This window comes from Sagittula marina, from assembly GCF_014196795.1.
GTDB lineage: Bacteria > Pseudomonadota > Alphaproteobacteria > Rhodobacterales > Rhodobacteraceae > Sagittula > Sagittula marina.
Genome location: NZ_JACIEJ010000018.1, coordinates 1 through 14,141, shown reverse-complemented (window position 1 = coordinate 14,141; position 14,141 = coordinate 1). Strand labels below are relative to the sequence as shown.

Here is a 14,141-nt window from a genome sequence, read left to right as displayed (position 1 = left end):
GACTTGCGAGTTGCGGCTCCGGGTCGTACCTTCAGGGTGCAAATCTTGGAAGGGTCTCGTGGAGCAGTGCTTTGCGGGGCCTTTTCTTTTGTCGGGCTCGTGCCTCCTTTTTGGGTTGCTCGATTAGGTTAAGGTCGGATCAACGCTGCGCTCGGTAGCGGGCGTGTAACTCTTCGAAAATCTCGTCTGCGCCGTCGCGCAACCAGTCAGCGAAGCCCCCGTCGGTCAGATCGACAGCAAGCCCTTTTGACGTGCGGCGAAGACGGCCCGCCGGGCTGCCATCCAGGGTCAGGGTCTGCGGGGGTGGCGATGCCGGGGCAGGGCGCTTGGCAGCCCGGTGGACTGCTTTCTCCACCGCCTCGAAAACGCTTACTGAAATGTCTTGTTGTGCGTCGCCTTCCGGGGCGTTGCTGCGGGCATCCATGGCCGTGACGCGGGCCTGGCGGGCCACGTGCAGCAGGTCTTCTGGGGTGCGAACATGCTCTGCAATCCCGCGCGCCAGCGCCTCCCACCTTGGACGGCCGATGCCGGGGGCCGGGCCGATGCAACCGGCGAGCTCGGTACCAACGCCGCGCAGCACCGCGTTCGCCATGGAGATCCATGATTTCGTGACGTTGAGGACTTCGGCCACCTTGTCCTGTGTGCCAAAGCCGGTGCGCGCCAACTGATGCGCAAACATGGCTTTTTCGATGTAGGATAGATCGCGCCGTTCGGAGTTTTCGGCAACTTGAGCCCGCAGGGCGTCGTCTTCATCAAGGGTGGCGACGAGGGCGCGCACTTTGGTGATCTGGTCACTTTCGGCAATCGCGGCGAGACGACGGCGGCCGTAGACCAGACCGTAGCGTTCGCTTTGCCCGGGCAGGCGACGCACCAGGATCGGGACAGCCTGTCCATTTTCCTCGATCGAGCGTCGCAAGTCGGAGAGATCGCCCAGATCCATCCGGTCATTGAGGCGCAGATCGTCGATGCTGTCAGGATCGAGTTCCCAGACATTGTGCCCATCCACCGCATTGCGTGCGGACCGCAACGCGCGGTTCGACGACATCATCGGCTGCGGTGCTGCGGCAGGCCCCATGCCGGCCCCGGCGAGGCTGTCGAGCATGGACAGGCGGCTTTTCTTTTTGTCGGTCATGTCGTCCTCTCCCTCAGCGGCCCCAGGTGGACTGGATCAAAGCGCCGATCTCGTCGTTCACGGCGTTCAGGCTTTCGATGGCGCGGTCATAGGTCGACCGTGTGAAGGCCGAGCGTTCCACCTCGTACAGGGTCTGTTTGGTCAGTCCTGCATCCGAGATGGCGGTGGATTTCAGCATCGGCGCGTTCAGGACTTTTTCGCCGTACATGGTGCGCAAAAACGCGGTGATCCGGTTTTGTGGCGCGTCGGTTGGTTCGTAGCGGGTCAGAACGTAGCGCATCCAGTCGTGGCTCATGTCCGCGCCGGACTCTGCGATCACATCCATCAGGTCCGCCGTCATGCGCAGGAATTGCGACATGGACATCACGTCGAGCATTTCCGGATGAATGGTGACCAGCACGCCCGTCGCGGCGGAGAGCGCGGACATGGTGAGAAAGCCCAGTTGCGGGGGGCAGTCGATCACCACCACATCGTAGCGATCGTCCACCTGTTGCAGCGCTTCGCGCACACGAAAGAAGAACAGCCCGGCGTTGCCCTGCGCCAGCGCGCGGGGGGTGTCGTGTTCGAACTCCATCAGTTCAAGATTGCCGGGGATCAGATCGAGGTTGAGAATATAGGTCGAGCGGATCACATCCGCGATCGGCACCGGATCGGTGTAGCGGATGGCATCGTACAGCGTGCCGCCCTCGGGCAGGTCGTATTCGGGTTGCACCCCGTGCAGCGCGGTCAGCGAGGCCTGCGGGTCGAGGTCGATGGCCAGAACGCGATGACCTTTGAGCGCGAGCCGTTGCGCGAGGTGGGCGGAGGTGGTGGTTTTGCCGGAGCCACCTTTGAAATTCATCACGCCGATGACCTGCATGTGGTCGCCCTCACGGCGACCGGGCAAGTAGTCGCCAGGCTTGCGGGCGGTCTTTTCCAGCAGATGGCGGACCGCCTGCATGTCCTCGACGGAATAGAGCCGCCGATTGCCTGCGGTGACCTCGGGGGAGGGGCCTTTGCCATCCAGATGCAGCTTGCGGAGGTAGCTGTCATTGACGCCAATGAGCTGCGCGGCCTCGCCAGAGGTGAACTTGCGCATCTGCTTTGCGGCGTCCGGGGGGAACAGGCTTTCTCGCTGGGCATGGAGTTGCCCGGCAAGGATCTCGGAATGGGCCCGGATGACCGCATTGAGGTCTTCGGTGTCGGTGGTATCCTGCATCTGCCCTCTTTCCAGCGCCGCGAATTCACGGATTGTGGCGTTTTCTCGCCCTTTTCCGTGACTATTGTCCGAGGGGTTGGATTCGTGCAAGGGGTTTTCCACAGGATTGGGTCCGCTTTTGGCACAATTCTGGAAGGTTCGTGGTGAAAACGCCGACCTCAAAGCGTTTGACGCCCGATTTGAGCGCGCGGTGGGCGAATCTGTCAGGCTTGACTTTTGGGTGGCAAAATGCCACCTTCGGCAAAAGTGTTGGAGGTCCGAATGGCGCAATCCGTGAAACTTGCCGATGAAATCATGGCGCTCGTCCGGCGCGAGGCGGATTTGCACAGCCGGTCCGTGGCCGGGCAGATCACCCATTGGCTCAAGATCGGTCGCGCCATCGAACATTCCGGCAGCTACGATTACGCCCGCATCACGGCGGCGTTGCAAGGACAGCTGGACACGAAGAACCTGCACGACGGCGAAGAGGCGGCGTGGCTCGACGCTTTTACCGAAAAGATGGGCGAAGCGTCGCAGGCTGAAGAGGCTTTCTATGCCAAACGGCAGGCGATCGGATTGGGTGTGGGCCTGGATGCTGGCGGCAACCTTGTCTATGCAAAGGACGCTGCCGCCCGATGAGGCCAAGTCTCGTCCTGCTCGCAGGCCCGAATGGTTCAGGAAAATCAACGCTGTATGAGACCCGTGTCGCGCCAAGTTTCGCCGGACCGTTCATCAATGCCGATCTGATCCAACGCGATGAACTGAAGATCTCGACCATGGAGGCCGCTTACGAGGCGGCGCGGATTGCGGAGGCGCGACGGGCGGAGCTGCTGGAGGCTCGCCAGAGCTTTGCCACGGAAACGGTTTTCTCGCATCCCTCCAAGTTGGAGATCATCGAGACAGCCCAGGCGCGCGGCTACATCGTCATCGTCATGCATGTGGGGGTCGAAAGCCCGGAGCTGTCCGTTGGCCGCGTCCGGCTGCGCACCGAAGAAGGCGGACATGACGTGCCGGAGGACAAGATCCGGGCGCGTTTCCTCCGCAGCCAGCCGTTGATACGCGACGCGATTATGCGCGCGGATCGCGGGATGGTTTTCGACAATTCTGTTCTGAACGTGCCACCTCGACAGATGGTCGTCTTTTCTGGCGGGCGGTTGAGCCAGGCGGCGCCACGGCTTCCACGCTGGGTCCGCGATGTGTATGCCGCCGATCTGGTGATCTGAGGGCAGGGCGGAGCCTGCCCCCTGAAAGGCATTTACCGGGCGAGCCAGCCGCCGTCGACGTTCAGCACTGTGCCGGTGATGTACTCCGCCGCAGGTGAGGCGAGGAAGGCCGCCGTGCCACCGATGTCCGAGGCTTTGCCCCAGCGCGCGGCGGGGATGCGATCAAGGATGGCCTTGGACCGCTCCGGATCGTTTCGCAGCGCCTCTGTGTTGTTCGTCTCGATATAGCCCGGCGCGATGGCGTTGACGGTGATCCCGTGAGGGGCCCACTCGTTGGCAAGGATCTTGGTCAATCCGGCCACGCCGTGCTTGGCCGCCGTATAGGCGGGCACGCGGATGCCGCCCTGAAACGACAGCAGCGAGGCGATATTGACCACGCTGGCGGGCGTTTTCGCGGCCATTGCCGCCTTGCCAAACGCCTGCGTGGTGAAGAACAGCGCCTTCAGGTTCACATCCATGACCGCATCCCAATCCGCCTCGGAGTAGTCGACGGAGTCTTCGCGCCGGATGATGCCGGCGTTGTTGACCAATATGGTAAACCCTTGATCTACAAAGGTGTTCTGTGCGGCCATCGGATCGGCAAAATCCAGGATCAGCTCCGACGCCGTACCATCCGCCGCCGCAATCTGGGCCACGGTGTCAGCGCAGCTGCGCCGTCCGGCACAGACCACCTCAGCACCTTGACCGGCCAGGGACATCGCAATGGCCTGCCCGATGCCGGTGTTTGCGCCGGTCACAAGCGCACGGCGCCCGTCGAGAGAAAACGGGCCAGCCATCAGCGCATGTCCTTGGGCTGGATGAAGTCCATGTCGGTGTAATCGACGTTGTCGCCTGCCATGGCCCAGATGAAGGTGTATTTGCCGATGCCCGCGCCGGAGTGGATCGACCACGTGGGCGACAGCACCGCCTGTTCGTTGGCGACGAACAGGTGCCGGGTCTCCTGCGGCTGGCCCATCAGGTGCAGAACGCGGGAGTCCTCATCCATGCCCCAGTAGAGGTAAGCTTCCATCCGGCGGTCGTGAATATGGCTGGGGATCGTGTTCCAGACCGAGCCTTCTTCGAGTGAGGTGTAGCCCAGGATCAGCTGGCAGCTTTCCATGACCTGCGGATGGATGAACTGCTTGATCGTGCGTTTGTTCGAGGTCTCAGCCGCGCCAAGCGTGACTTCGACACAATCGGCAACCGTGACGAGGCGCGAGGGCAGGGCGCGGTGCGCCGGGGCGGATGTGATGTAAAAGCGGCCCTGGCCGGAAAACGTCACAGCGCCGGTGCCCATGCCGAGGTAGAGCACGTCGCCACGATTCATGGCATAGGTTTCGCCGCCAGCCTCGACCGTGCCGGCCTCGCCAATGTTGACGATGCCCATCTCGCGGCGGTCGAGGAACGAGGGTGTTTTCGTCTCTGCGACCTCGTCGAGGGTCAGCGTGCCACCTGCGGGCACCGCGCCGCCCAGCGTGAAGCGGTCGTAGTGGCTGTAGACAAGCCGAATTTGCTTGTCAGCGAACAGGCCCTCGCCAAGAAAGTTCTCGCGCAGGGCGGCGGTGTCCATGCCCTTGGCGTGGTCCGGGTGAATGGCGTGCCGGGTTTCAACGGTAAGCATTGGGGAGTGTCCTTTCTAATGGCCACATGAAAAAGGCCGGTCTAAGCAGACTGTCGGCCGCTTGCTTGTATGATGACATTGCCTTTTTGGCGTAATCTGTACTATAGGTCAACCGGGCGCAATCGAGTGGGGCCAGAGGAATGGCGGTCAAGGTGGCTTTCGCCGGTGAGGCGATGATTGAAATGGCGCGGCAGGGCGACGGCGCGCGTCTTGGCGTTGCGGGTGACGTGTACAACAGTGCGGTTTACCTGCGGCGGTTGATGCCTGAGGCCGATGTGCGCCTTGTCACCGCGTTGGGTGATGATCCTTATTCCAATCGGATCGCAAAGGCGGTGGTGCATGCAGGTCTGTCGGATGCCGGACTGCGGCGTGTCACGGGCGCGACCTGCGGGCTTTATGCCATCGACACCGACGATGCAGGTGAGCGCCGCTTCACCTATTGGCGCAGCGTCTCTGCGGCGCGGGGGCTGTTTTCGCAGGAAAGTGATTTCGATGCGGTGGCGCACTGCGACGTGGTTGTCCTGTCCGGTATCACCTTGGCAATCATGCAGAACTCCGCGCGAGAGGCTTTGGTGAGTTGGTTGACCGCTGAGCGGGGCAGGGGGGGCAGGGTCGCCTTCGATTCCAACTATCGCCCAGCGTTGTGGAGCAGCCGCGACGAGGCAGCGACATGGTGCGAGAGGCTCTGGCGCATCTGTGATTTTGCCTTCCCCTCGGTCGATGATGAGCAAGCCTTGTTCGGGGATGCCAGCCGCGACGCTGTTCTGAAGCGGTTTATCGACTACGGAGTCGGCGGTGGCGCGCTGAAAGCCGGGGCGGAAGGCGCGTTCCTGCTGGGCGACGCCAGCGGCCAGGTTCCGACGCCGCCGGTCGCGCGCGTGGTGGACACGACGGCGGCCGGGGACAGCTTTAACGCGGGCTTTCTGGCCGCGGCCCTGCGCGGTGCGGCGCCAGAAGACTGCGCCCGCGCAGGTCATGCTTTGGCGGGTAAGGTCATCCAGCATCGCGGTGCGATTCTGCCCTAAGGTGTCGAGATCTATTAGAACTTGCCCAGGCATAAGACAGGTTCCGATAAATGTGCGCTTTCGAGGTTACAGAAAGTCATCCCGGCGGGGGGTGAAGCAATCCACCAGCTGGCCGGGTGCCAGGCAAACGCATCCGTGTTCCGCCCCTGACGGGATCACAAAGCTGTCGCCGGGGCCGACCTCAAAGTCTTCTCCGGAGAGGGTGAACCGGAAACGCCCGCTTTCAACGTAAGTAGACTGCACGTGAGGGTGACTGTGGAGCGCGCCTTGCGCGCCTTCGTCAAAGCGAAACGAGACGACCATGAGGTCGGGCGCATCCGCCAGAACCTGCCGGGTGACGCCGGTGTCCGGGGAAACCACGGGGAATTTGCGCAGCCTATCCTGCATGACATGTCCTTTCGCAAAGCGCGGCCACAAGGGCCATCATATAATTTTGCAAAAAATGTATGACAGGATGCGGAGCGTCAAGCGCTTCGGGTATTTCCGGCACGCAAAAGCGCCCGGTAACGGGTCTGGCTGCTTTTGAGGTGGCTGCGCATTGCGGTGCGTGCGGCATCTTCATCACCATTCAGGATGGCATTTACGATTTCCTCGTGCTCCGCCTGAATGACGTCCAGATACTCTGGCGCAACGGGTTCGGCATCGGTTTCGGCCAGGGCCTTGCGCGGGATCAGATTGGTCCCGATCATGGACAGAAATTCGCTGAACCGCGGGTTGTTCGTGGCGCGGGCAATTGTCAGATGCAGAGCAAAATCGGCTTCCATCGTTGGCGTACCGGCCGTCGCTGCGCGTTGCACGTCGTGCATACAGCGAATGATTTCCTCCTCTTGCGCAGGAGAGCGGCGCGTCGCGGCCAGTCCCGCTGCCTCGACCTCTACCGCGGTGCGCAATTCCAGAAGCTCGATCACGGAGGAGATTCGGTCGAGGTCGATGTTTTGAAAAGGTGGCTTCACCTGCGCGGTCGGCTCCAGCACAAAGACCCCGGCGCCCTGGCGCGGTTCCACCAGCCCGTCAGCGCGGAGCGAGGCGACGGCCTCGCGGATCACCGTCCGGCTGACCTCGAATTCCTGCGTCATCTGAGCTTCGCTCGGCAGCCGCTGTCCGGTGGGATAGCGGCCGGACTCGATCTGTGTGCGCAGCTTTTCCCGAACAATTTCGACCAAGGTCCGGCGTGTGGTGGGTTTCTCGGACGGACTGGGCTGGGCGTGTGATACCATTGGCGTTGTCCCCACTTCTCATACAGGATCATATCATTGGTTATGACATCTTGTCGGGGGCCTGTCCACGCGCTGAACGATATAATGCAAGGTGAAACCGTTCTCCGAAGGCGGTTGACGGTTGACAGACGCCAAGTGACGGCCTTAAAGCTGTATAACAAGTAACGGACATATGTATGACCGAAGAAACGGCCGCCTTTGGCCGTGAGGGAGGGGAATATGCGGCTGTCTCGACGCCGTCTGAATGGTTTAACGGAGCACGGGTTTTCGATCCTGATCACTTTGTTCGGTTTGTTGATACTGACCTTCGTGATCGGGCGTATCATGCCAACCGATCCGGTGCGGGCCATGGTGGGCGAAGACGCAAGCCGCGAGGTCTATGAGCACGTCTACCAGCAACTCGGGCTGGACAAGCCGATGTGGCAGCAGTTCCTGCTGTACTTGCGCGACGTGGTCACGCTGGACTTCGGCACGTCGATCCGCACGGGCCAGCCTGTGTTGCAGGATATCGCCCGCGCACTGCCCGCCACGATCGAGCTGGCGACCTTTGCCATCATCATCGGTGCCGGTTTGGGCACACCCATGGGCGTCATCGCCGCCGTGAACAAGGACAAATGGCAAGACCAGGTGATCCGGGTGCTGAGCCTGATGGGGCATTCCATGCCAATCTTCTGGACCGGCATGATCGCGCTTTTGATCTTTTACGCCAACCTCGGCTGGGTCGGCGGATCGGGCCGGATGAGCCAGTTCTATATCGGGCTGGTGCCGGAACGGACCAATTTTCTGCTGATCGACAGCATCCTGGCGGGCCAATGGGATGTGTTCTGGTCCGCACTGAACCACCTGATCCTGCCGGCGGCGTTGCTGGGGTATTCGTCCTCGGCCTACATCACGCGCATGACGCGCAGCTTCATGCTGGACCAGATCAACCAGGAATATGTGACCACCGCGCGGGTCAAGGGGCTGAGCCGCCGCCAGACCATCTGGCGCCATGCCTTTGGCAACATCCGGGTGCAACTGGTGACCATCGTGGCGCTGGCCTACGGGTCGCTGCTGGAGGGGGCGGTGCTGATCGAGACGGTCTTTGCCTTCCCCGGTTTCGGCCAATACCTGACGTCGAACCTGTTGATCGGTGACATGAACGCCGTGATGACCTGCGTCTTGATCGTCGGCGTCATCTTCATCGGGCTGAACATCCTGTCCGACATTCTGTACCGCGTATTCGATCCGAGGACGAGATGAGCATGACACAAGAGACATCCGCCGCCTTGCCGCGCCGGACAATGCCGCAAGGTCTGATCGCGGCGCGCAATATCGTGGTGTTCCTGACGCGGTCACCGACATCGCTGTTCGGGTTGGTCGTGTTGGGCTTGCTGCTGATCCTTGCGCTGTTCGCACCGCTGATCGCCACCCACGACCCCTATATGCAGGACCTGCAAAACACCCTGCACCCGCCATCAAGCGACTACCTGTTCGGCACGGATGAGCTGGGGCGCGATATCTTTTCCCGGCTGGTGCACGGGTCGCGCATCACGCTGACCATCATCTTCCTGGTGACAATCGTGGTGGGGCCGTTGGGGCTGATCTTTGGCACGGTTGCCGGATATTTCGGTGGCAAGGTGGACACGGTCCTGATGCGGATCACCGACATCTTCCTGTCCTTCCCTTCGCTGATCTTGTCGCTGGCCTTTGTGGCCGCGCTTGGGCCGAGCCTGAACAATGCCATCATCGCCATTGCGCTGACCGCCTGGCCGCCCATCGCGCGCCTGGCACGGGCGGAGACCATGACCTTCCGGCAGGCGGATTATATCTCGGCGGCGCGTCTGCAAGGCGCATCCCCGGCGCGGATCATCTGGCGGTCGATCGTGCCCATGTGCCTGCCCTCGGTGCTGATCCGGCTGACGCTGAACATGGCGACGGTGATCCTGACGGCGGCTGGCCTGGGCTTTCTGGGCCTGGGCGCGCAGCCGCCGCTGCCGGAATGGGGCGCGATGATTGCGACGGGCCGGCGCTACATGATCGACAGCTGGTGGCTGGTGACCTTTCCCGGTCTTGCCATCCTGAGCGTCAGCCTGGCCTTTAACCTGCTGGGCGACGGTCTGCGCGATGCGCTTGATCCCAAACAGATGAACCGGAGGTAAGCCATGGACCCGATTTTGGATATCCGGAACCTGTCGATCCGCTATCAGGGATCTGCGGAGCCAGCGGTGCGCAATGTCAGCTTTACGCTGGGGCGCGAACGGCTCGGCATCGTTGGCGAAAGCGGCTCGGGGAAGTCCACCGTCGGCCGCGCGATCATGCGCCTGCTGGACACCGCGGAGCTGACGGCGGACAAGATGACCTTTGAGGAGGTCGACCTGCTGAACGCCTCGGAACGGCAGATGCTGAAGGTGCGCGGGCAACGCATGTCGATGATCCTGCAGGACCCGAAATTCTCGCTCAATCCGATTCAGCGCTGTGGCCACCAGATCGCAGAGGCGTATCGCACCCATGTGCGATGTACCAAGGCGGAAGCGCGGCAACGCGCGGTCGAGATGCTGGAGCAGGTCCACATCCGCGACCCCGAGCGGGTCTACGACATGTATCCCCACGAGGTGTCCGGCGGCATGGGGCAGCGTGTGATGATTGCCATGATGCTGCTGACCTCGCCCGATCTGGTGATTGCGGATGAGCCGACCTCGGCGCTGGATGTGACCATCCGGTTGCAGGTGCTGCGCATCCTTGACGGGTTGGTGCGCGACAAGGGCATCGGTCTGGTGATGATCAGCCACGACCTGAACCTTGTGCGGGCGTTCTGTGACCGGGTGTTGATCATGTACGCCGGTCGGCTGGTGGAAACGCTGGACGCGAAACATCTGGACCGCGCGCAGCACCCCTACACCCAAGGGCTGCTGGCGGCACAGCCGCGCATCGGCGGGCCGCGCGGTCCGCTGTCCGTGCTGGACCGTCAGGACAGCTGGCTCAACGCGCAAGGAGAGGTGGCATGAAGCCGATCACCATCAACGACCTGTGTATCACCTTTGGCGCGGTTCAGGTGCTGCACAACATCAGCCTCGATGTGAAAGCGGGGGAGTGCTTTGGCCTTGTGGGGGAAAGCGGATCGGGAAAGTCGACGATCTTGCGCTGTATCTCGCGGCTCAACGACAGTTGGACAGGCGACGTGCGCATCGGCGACAGCGCGGTGCGCGATATGGAGGTCTCTGACCGGTGCCGCATGATGCAGATGGTGTTCCAGGACCCCTACGGCTCCCTGCACCCGCGCCATTCCATTCGCACAACGCTCGAAGAAGGGTTGCGCATCAACAAGCTGGACGACCGCGAAGGCCGGATGATCCGTGCCATGCGGGACGTGGGGCTGCCGGTGGAGTTTCTCGACCGCTATCCGCACCAGCTGTCGGGGGGGCAGCGCCAGCGCGTGGCCATCGCCCGCGCCCTGATCCTGGAGCCGGATGTGTTGCTGCTGGATGAGCCGACCTCTGCATTGGATGTATCGGTGCAGGCCGAGGTGCTGAACCTTTTGGTGCGGCTGCAAAAGGAAAAGGGGTTCACCTACCTGATGGTGAGCCATGACCTCGCCGTGGTGGATCATATGTGCGACCGCTTTGCGATCATGCAGCATGGCCGTGTGGTCGAGGTTCTGCCGCGCGAAGCCATCACCCAAGGCGGCGCGACACAGACCTACGCGCAGGACCTGATCGGAGCGAGCCTTGAGTATGAACACGCCATCTGAGCTGCCCGCCTTTCTGGAGGCGCGGCGACTGGAGTTGCCCATGGATCTGGCCTTCGCTTTCGAGCGGGGGCCTTTTGATGTGGGGGCAAGACGTCTGGCGCGGGTCTGGCAGGCGAGCCTTCCTCCGTGGCGTGAGGCTGCGACAGGCACAGTGCAGGGTGAGGTTGTCACTTTGCGCTTTGCCACCGGGGCGGAAAGCACGGGTCGGTTCGTTCGACCAGCAGGGCAGGGGCCGCATCCGGCGGTTCTGTTGTTGCACGACCATGGCGGCGCATTCGACCACGGCTGGCAAAAGCTGTTCGATGATCCGGGAACGCAGGGCAGCCGGGGCACGCATTATGATGGGCAAGCGCCCGCGCAGGCCTTTGTCGACGCTGGTTTTGCAGTGCTGTGCCTCGACGCGCTTGGCTGGGGCGCGCGGCAGACCGGGGGCTATGCGGGGCAACAGGCGCTGGCGGCGAATGCGCAGGCGTTGGGCTGGTCACTTGCGGGGCTGGTGGCGGCAGAGGACGCGCAGGCCGCCGCGTGGCTTGCGGCACAACCGGGCATCGACGCAGGCCGCATGGGCGCCTTCGGGTTTTCCTTCGGTGGATTGCGGGCGTGGCAGGTGGCGGCGCTGAGCGCACACATTGCGGCCCACGCCAGCCTGTCGTGGATGGCCTGCTGCGTCGATCTGATGCGGCCGGGCGCACCGTTGTTGGCGGGCCAGTCGGCGTTCTACATGCTGCATCCAAAAATTGCCGGGCGGGCGGACTTTCCCGATCTGGCAGGGCTTGCGGCGCGCAAACCTCAGTTCTACCGCTCTGGCCGGGGGGATCGCCACATGCCAGAGGACAGCGTGATCCGCGCCTGGGGCAGGATCGCCCGGATCTGTCGCGCGGCCGGAGGGCCGCGCCCGGACACCGCGTTGCATGATGCGGGCCACACCTGCCCCCGCGAGACGCTGGCCGAGGCCGTGGCCTTTCTGAAAACCCGTCTTTGAGCAGCAACGCAAAAGGGGCGCGGAAGATGCCCGCGCCCCGTCTGGTGTCTCGAACCGAGGGAAGACTTAGCGGTTCTTGACCACATCCTCGAACCGGGCGACCCAAGGATCGACGATGATGCCATCGACGTCGTCCTGATAGGCAGCTGTCACCACGCGTTCGGAAAACGGTTGGATCGACGGCACCGCGGCTTCCATCTCTTCCTGGATGTCCTGATACAGTTTGGCCTGTTTCTCGGCGTCAGGTTCGACCAGTGCCGCCTCGATCATCTCGTTGAGACCTTCATCCATGAAGGAGGTGCGCCACCCCTGATAGTTGGTCAGGCCGGCCTCTTGCGAGTTGTCCGGGTTGTAGATCAACGCACGCAGGTTGCTGTCGGGGTGCGGCAACTGCCCGCCGCCGCCACGGCCCACCAGCAGCTCGAAGTTCCGCTCGCGCATGGCGCCATAGATCTGGCCGCCGCCGCCGGTGATGATCTCGGCGTTGATGCCCGCCTGCGCCAGCGTCCCTTGTATCGCGGTGGCGCTGTCGAGGAACTCCTGGGTGGAGATCACGTGGATCGTGGTGTCGAAACCATCGGGGTAACCGGCCTCTGCCAGCAGGGCCTTGGCCTTGTCCACGTCCAGCGTGTACTCCAGATCGGGCAGCGCGCCAAAGGCACCGGAGTTGATGGGGCGCTGACGTTCGACGCCGAAATACGGCATGATCGCGGTGTTGATCCCGTCGTAGTCAATCAGGTAGCGCAGCGCTTCGCGGACCTTGGGATTGGCAAAGCGTTCGTCTTCCATCGACACGGCGAGGTAATAGAACCCGGCCGAAGGGACAGTTTCAACGGTGATGTCTTCGTTGGTTTCCAGCGCTGTCAGGTCAGCTGCGGCGAGGGAGTAGCCGATGTCCAGATCGCCCTGTTCCAGCGCCAGCCGCTGGGTCTGGCTTTCGGGCAAGTGACGCATCAACACGCGGCTCATGGCGGGCGCGCCGCCCCAGTACTCGGCGTTCTGGTTCAGGATGACGAATTCATTCGCGCGCCACTGCCCGATGGTGAAGGCCCCCGACCCGGCGGAATTATTGGTCAGCCACGCGGTGCCGTTGTCGCCGTCGTCGTGTTCTGCGACCAGCTTGCTGTCGAGGATCGAGCCGGGCCCGTTGATGGTCAGGACCATCATGATCAGACGCGGGTCGTCCGGCTGCGGCAGGTGCAGCCGGAAGGTCTTGTCATCGACCACTTCGAACATTTCGCCGATGTTTTCCGGGGAATACCCCCGGCTGACCAACCATGTGGACTGCGCCAGGGTCAGCTCGATCGGGCGGGAGAGGCTGAAGCGCACGTCTTCGGCGGTGACGGGGTTGCCCGAGGCGAAGGTTGCGTCCTGATCAAGATAGAAGGTCACGGAGCGGTTGTCCGGCGCAATTTCCCAGCGTTCCGCCAGCGAGGGGGTCAGCTTCTTGGTGTCGGGGTCGAGCCGCACGATCGTGTCGTAGACGTTGTTCAGGATTTGAACAGCATCCGACCCGGTGATGGCCGCGGGGTCCATCGTCAGCACGTTGTTCATGTTGAACCCGACGATCAATTGATCGGCCGGCGTTTCCGCCTGGGCCTGCTGGGTCAGCGAGGTGGTCGCGACCAGCGTGCCAAGCACGGTGGAAAGCAGTAGATGTTTCATGGTGTCCTCCCTTTAAGTTTCTTTATCCGTCTTGCCGGTGGCCCGCCCGTCCTCCTGACGGACCACCGGGTTATTCAGCGAGCAGGGTGCGGCAGACCGGGGCCAGAGCGCGTCCCAAAGCCTGCGTGTTGGCGGCATCCAGATGAGTGCCGTCGACGTCCGAGGCGCGACAGGCCGTCGCCGCATCGAAAAACGCCGTGTCAAAGCGCCGCGACAGCCCTTCGTAAAGCGAGGCGAACTTCCGGCTTTCGGCGATACGGGTGTCGGAGTGGCGGCCATCGGCAATCACATGCGGCGGCGGGGCCACGACCAGAATCCTGGGGATCTCACAGCGTGGTTTATCGAAAGGAAAGGTCTGAACGATGCGGATCAGCCGCTGCATCCCTTTCT

The 14,141-nt window shown here is 62.6% G+C and carries 16 protein-coding genes; 8 read left to right on the top strand and 8 right to left on the bottom strand.

The window, feature by feature from the left end; all coding sequences use genetic code 11:
• Positions 1-139: 139 nt before the first annotated feature.
• A complete protein-coding gene (gene repB, locus GGQ68_RS22315) occupies positions 140-1,132 on the bottom strand; it encodes a plasmid partitioning protein RepB (protein ID WP_183969943.1) in 993 nt (330 codons plus the stop codon).
• A 13-nt stretch (positions 1,133-1,145) separates the two neighbouring features.
• Positions 1,146-2,330 (bottom strand): plasmid partitioning protein RepA, encoded by a 1,185-nt coding sequence (gene repA / locus GGQ68_RS22310; protein WP_183969942.1) that lies wholly within the window; start codon positions 2,328-2,330, stop codon positions 1,146-1,148.
• Between the two features lie 261 nt (positions 2,331-2,591).
• Between repA and GGQ68_RS22305 the strand changes: the two genes are divergently transcribed.
• Together GGQ68_RS22305 and GGQ68_RS22300 are read left to right on the top strand one after the other, a co-directional pair.
• Positions 2,592-2,948 (top strand): TA system antitoxin ParD family protein, encoded by a 357-nt coding sequence (locus tag GGQ68_RS22305; protein ID WP_183969941.1) that lies wholly within the window; start codon positions 2,592-2,594, stop codon positions 2,946-2,948.
• Entirely contained in the window at positions 2,945-3,532 is a 588-nt protein-coding gene (locus GGQ68_RS22300) for an ATPase (RefSeq protein WP_183969940.1), read from the top strand. The genes GGQ68_RS22305 and GGQ68_RS22300 overlap by 4 nt, the downstream gene beginning before the upstream one ends.
• Positions 3,533-3,564: 32 nt before the next feature.
• Here the strand turns inward: GGQ68_RS22300 and kduD are convergent, their stop codons facing one another.
• Together kduD and kduI are read right to left on the bottom strand one after the other, a co-directional pair.
• Positions 3,565-4,308, bottom strand: coding sequence for a 2-dehydro-3-deoxy-D-gluconate 5-dehydrogenase KduD (gene kduD / locus GGQ68_RS22295; RefSeq protein WP_183969939.1), 744 nt, complete (start codon positions 4,306-4,308; stop codon positions 3,565-3,567).
• Entirely contained in the window at positions 4,308-5,132 is an 825-nt protein-coding gene (gene kduI, locus GGQ68_RS22290; RefSeq protein WP_183969938.1) for a 5-dehydro-4-deoxy-D-glucuronate isomerase, read from the bottom strand. Before kduI ends, kduD begins: the two co-directional genes overlap by 1 nt.
• 140 nt (positions 5,133-5,272) lie before the next feature.
• Here kduI and GGQ68_RS22285 point away from each other — a divergent pair, with 140 nt between their 5' ends.
• Entirely contained in the window at positions 5,273-6,157 is an 885-nt protein-coding gene (locus GGQ68_RS22285) for a sugar kinase (RefSeq protein ID WP_183969937.1), read from the top strand.
• A gap of 66 nt (positions 6,158-6,223) precedes the next feature.
• On the opposite strand, the gene GGQ68_RS22280 is transcribed toward GGQ68_RS22285, so the two are convergent.
• Positions 6,224-6,544 (bottom strand): cupin domain-containing protein, encoded by a 321-nt coding sequence (locus GGQ68_RS22280; protein ID WP_183969935.1) that lies wholly within the window; start codon positions 6,542-6,544, stop codon positions 6,224-6,226.
• Between the two features lie 77 nt (positions 6,545-6,621).
• The gene (locus GGQ68_RS22275; RefSeq protein ID WP_183969933.1) at positions 6,622-7,374 is read right to left on the bottom strand and encodes a FadR/GntR family transcriptional regulator; all 753 of its coding nucleotides are present in this window, start codon (positions 7,372-7,374) and stop codon (positions 6,622-6,624) included.
• Between the two features lie 219 nt (positions 7,375-7,593).
• Here GGQ68_RS22275 and GGQ68_RS22270 point away from each other — a divergent pair, with 219 nt between their 5' ends.
• From GGQ68_RS22270 to GGQ68_RS22250, 5 genes are read left to right on the top strand one after another with little or no spacing between them, the layout of a single operon-like run.
• Positions 7,594-8,616, top strand: coding sequence for an ABC transporter permease (locus tag GGQ68_RS22270; protein WP_221235695.1), 1,023 nt, complete (start codon positions 7,594-7,596; stop codon positions 8,614-8,616).
• Positions 8,613-9,515 carry a nickel transporter permease gene (nikC, locus tag GGQ68_RS22265; RefSeq protein WP_183969931.1) on the top strand — a complete coding sequence of 301 codons (903 nt, stop codon included), beginning with the start codon at positions 8,613-8,615 and terminating at the stop codon, positions 9,513-9,515. Before GGQ68_RS22270 ends, nikC begins: the two co-directional genes overlap by 4 nt.
• Positions 9,516-9,518: 3 nt before the next feature.
• Positions 9,519-10,361 carry an ABC transporter ATP-binding protein gene (locus GGQ68_RS22260; protein ID WP_183969929.1) on the top strand — a complete coding sequence of 281 codons (843 nt, stop codon included), beginning with the start codon at positions 9,519-9,521 and terminating at the stop codon, positions 10,359-10,361.
• The gene (locus GGQ68_RS22255; RefSeq protein WP_183969927.1) at positions 10,358-11,104 is read left to right on the top strand and encodes an ABC transporter ATP-binding protein; all 747 of its coding nucleotides are present in this window, start codon (positions 10,358-10,360) and stop codon (positions 11,102-11,104) included. The genes GGQ68_RS22260 and GGQ68_RS22255 overlap by 4 nt, the downstream gene beginning before the upstream one ends.
• Complete coding sequence (locus GGQ68_RS22250) at positions 11,088-12,086, top strand: CocE/NonD family hydrolase (protein ID WP_183969925.1); 999 nt, start codon at positions 11,088-11,090, stop codon at positions 12,084-12,086. Before GGQ68_RS22255 ends, GGQ68_RS22250 begins: the two co-directional genes overlap by 17 nt.
• A 66-nt stretch (positions 12,087-12,152) precedes the next feature.
• Here the strand turns inward: GGQ68_RS22250 and GGQ68_RS22245 are convergent, their stop codons facing one another.
• Positions 12,153-13,751 (bottom strand): ABC transporter substrate-binding protein, encoded by a 1,599-nt coding sequence (locus GGQ68_RS22245; RefSeq protein WP_183969923.1) that lies wholly within the window; start codon positions 13,749-13,751, stop codon positions 12,153-12,155.
• Between the two features lie 70 nt (positions 13,752-13,821).
• A partial coding sequence (locus GGQ68_RS22240; protein ID WP_484592951.1) for an SGNH/GDSL hydrolase family protein occupies positions 13,822-14,141 on the bottom strand: 320 nt, incomplete at its 5' end.